Source organism: Bacillus sp. B4EP4a (assembly GCF_006680105.1).
Taxonomy (GTDB): Bacteria; Bacillota; Bacilli; order Bacillales; family DSM-1321; genus Peribacillus; species Peribacillus simplex_E.
Genome location: NZ_VHIK01000071.1, coordinates 1 through 3,078 on the forward strand (window position 1 = coordinate 1; position 3,078 = coordinate 3,078).

2 protein-coding genes and 1 riboswitch are annotated in these 3,078 nt (G+C 35.2%); of the genes, one reads left to right on the plus strand and one right to left on the minus strand.

Features of this window, described 5'->3' with window-relative positions; translation table 11 throughout:
* The first annotated feature begins 1,047 nt into the window (after positions 1-1,047).
* Positions 1,048-1,126: riboswitch (ZMP/ZTP riboswitch) on the plus strand.
* 52 nt (positions 1,127-1,178) lie between these two features.
* Positions 1,179-2,771, plus strand: a complete 1,593-nt coding sequence (locus FNK51_RS25395; RefSeq protein ID WP_141995122.1) for a glutamate/serine transporter AimA — start codon at positions 1,179-1,181, stop codon at positions 2,769-2,771.
* Positions 2,772-2,892: 121 nt separating this feature from the next.
* On the opposite strand, the gene FNK51_RS26995 is transcribed toward FNK51_RS25395, so the two are convergent.
* Positions 2,893-3,078: hypothetical protein (locus FNK51_RS26995; protein ID WP_220127008.1), on the minus strand; the 186-nt coding region annotated here is incomplete at its 5' end.

Genomic DNA, 3,078 nt, shown 5'->3' on the forward strand with positions numbered 1-3,078 from the left:
TATATCATAAGGGAAATGAAAATATTAGAGAAAGATATTGACATCCTATTAGCTGGTTTAGCTCTAGATCAGAGCTGTCTTTAAGGCAGCTTTTTCTTTACGGAACTAACGGGGCAGGGTAGTTTAAGAAGCATGGTGTACTCGTACACTATCTGGAGTTAGCATAGTTTCATGGACACATTTTAGTTAAGTCCTTACAATGATTTTTGAGAGGATGTGTCCTTCTTGGAAGGTAAGAATACAGGTAAAATATAATAATGAATTCAAGAAGACTATTGTAGATCTTCATTCGGGTTCGGGGTCGTTTCCTAGCCTTGGTCGCAGCAAGTTATTACATGCTGAAAATGATAAACGAACACCATTGGATGTTAAATCCGAGGATGATATTTCCAGTTAAGAAGCCTCGTGCCATTTCAATAAAAAGATGAGTGATACGAGTTATTTTATTATAAGGATTTAGGGACATCATCTAGTTTAAGGAAATTTAATCTACGTTCATCACTCTAGCTATGCCGAGTGTGTTTCACATTAGTTAAATATAATAGACACTAATTAAAGTTGTGCATAAATTTTGGACAAACCAAAGTGAGATAAAGAGAGATCTTCATCCCTCAGATATTTTCCCCAACTTGTGCATGGCTTTTTTTTGAGGAAGAAAAGAACAGTTATTGTAGAAAAATGCTCAATAAAGGTATGGGTTATTCCAAGTATTTCCTCTGTTGGATCATGAGATTTTAACTATCTGGTTCATTACTCCTATGTAAATGTTGTTGGGATATAATTTGTAAAATATGAACGGTTTATTTTGTGCATATAAGCTCTTAAAGATTTTTAAGTATAATTTTAAAGAGAAAATGATTATATTGATGTAGCATGTGTTCTGGAAATCGAATGTTTGTTTTTGAACTTTAATTCACCTGATTTTTTCAAATTAAAAAGAATATTGATAGGGAATTACGAAAAATCAATGGGAATATTAATAAAATATAAATATTTTTCAAGTGTTGTGAAATTTAAAATAATCCTATATACTAAAAAAAAAACTATTTTCCTATATGTAACTGGCGCAACATGGAGTACCATGGGGGAGCATATAGAGTATAAGCCGCGCGCCTGGGCAAACACTTGATTTATAGATCAAGTGTTTTTTATTTTCCTAGGAAGAGGTGTAGGTAGAGATGAGTAATATGCATAGAAAAATGGGGACTTTTGCTTTAATTATGACAGGTATTGGTTCTATTATTGGCTCTGGTTGGTTGTTCGGAGCGTGGAAAGCTGCCCAGATTGCTGGGCCAGCAGCTATTTTTTCTTGGATTATCGGTATGGTTGTAATTTTATTTATTGCATTATCTTACGCAGAGCTTGGGGCAATGTTTCCTGAAGCTGGAGGAATGGTTAAGTATCCTCAATATTCGCATGGCTCTTTTATTGGATTTTTAGCTGCGTGGGCGAACTGGATATCTATCGCTTCGACTATTACAGTTGAGGCAATTGCTTCAGTACAATATATGAGTACGTGGCCTTGGGAATGGGCCAGTTGGTCTCATTCTTTAGTTGATAACAATATCTTAACGACTAAAGGATTATTCATAGCTTCTTTACTATTATTGTTCTATTTCTTCGTCAACTATTGGACAGTTAACCTTTTTGCTAAGGCAAATTCATTTATTACTATTTTTAAATTAATTGTTCCAGGTGTAATGGCAGGATCCTTATTTTTTGCTGGATTTCATGGTGAAAACTTTACAAGTTCTCAAGGTATCGCACCATATGGTTGGGCAAGCGTTTTAACAGCAGTAGCTACTTCTGGTATCGTGTTTGCGTTTAATGGATTTCAAAGTCCCGTAAATATGGCAGGAGAAGCGAAGTCGCCGAATAAGTCTATACCTATTGCTGTTATTGGGTCTATTCTAATTGCAGGTTTTATATACGTTATTTTACAAGTTGTGTTTATCGGTGCAGTTGATCCGTCTATGATCGTGAACGGATGGAGTCATCTGAATTTCAATTCACCTTTTGCTGATTTGGCAATTGCTCTTAGTCTAAACTGGTTAGCGATTGTATTGTATGTAGATGCGTTTGTATCACCGTCTGGTACAGGAGCTACTTACACAGCTACAACTTCGCGTATGCTTTATGGAATGCAGAAAAATGGGTACTTACCGAATATCTTTGGTACATTACATCCACTTTATGGTGTTCCTCGTCCAGCGATGTTATTAAACTTAGGCGTATGTTTTATCTTTTTATTTTTATTCCGCGGATGGGGCGTACTTGCTGAAGTGATTTCAGTTGCTACACTTATCTCGTACATCATGGGGCCAGTTGCATTGACAACATTAAGACGTACAGCTTCTCATTTTAATCGTCCATTTCACTTAAAAGGCGCTTCTATTATTGCACCTTGTGGATTTGTTTTCGCATCGCTTACTTTATACTGGGCGCGTTGGCCATTAACAGGAGAAGTCGTTTTCATCATTGCCATTGGACTACCTATTTACTTTTATTATCAAGCTAAAAATAAGTGGAATGGATTCAAAAAACAATTTTTATCAGGTGTTTGGATGCTTCTTTACTTAGGTTGTATGATTTTCATTTCTTATATTGGAAGTGAGAAGTTCGGCGGAAAAAATATTCTTACATTTGGTTGGGATATGGTGGTCATCGCATTTTTAGCACTTGGTTTCTATTGGTGGGGAGTCAAGAGCGGGATTAAAACAGAATACATGGCTGAGGCTGAAAAAATTAACAAAGAATTTATCAATAAATAACTTTTATAGTAGACACCGCAAAATGAGTAAAAAGAAAACATGGTTATTTTTTTACCATGTTTTCTTTAGTTTATAAAAAATTTTTTATAGGTGGATTCATCATGGAATATTATAAAATTATTTAAAATAGTGGTAAAGAATCGAAAATAGTGCTTATACTGGTTGTTAGTTTAATAAGAATAACTAAAAAAGTCGATTCCTTGAGATGGAAATCGGCTTTTTTAATAGGTGACATTTCCTTAGCGTTGTAAATCCGCATTTTCCTGACGCTACCCCAATAGGGGGTAGCATCGAGAAAACCTTCAAG

Bases quoted from the DNA above. Each gene is read 5' to 3' on its own strand.
- FNK51_RS25395 (WP_141995122.1), top strand. From the start codon at position 1,179: ATGAGTAATATGCATAGAAAAATGGGGACTTTTGCTTTAATTATGACA.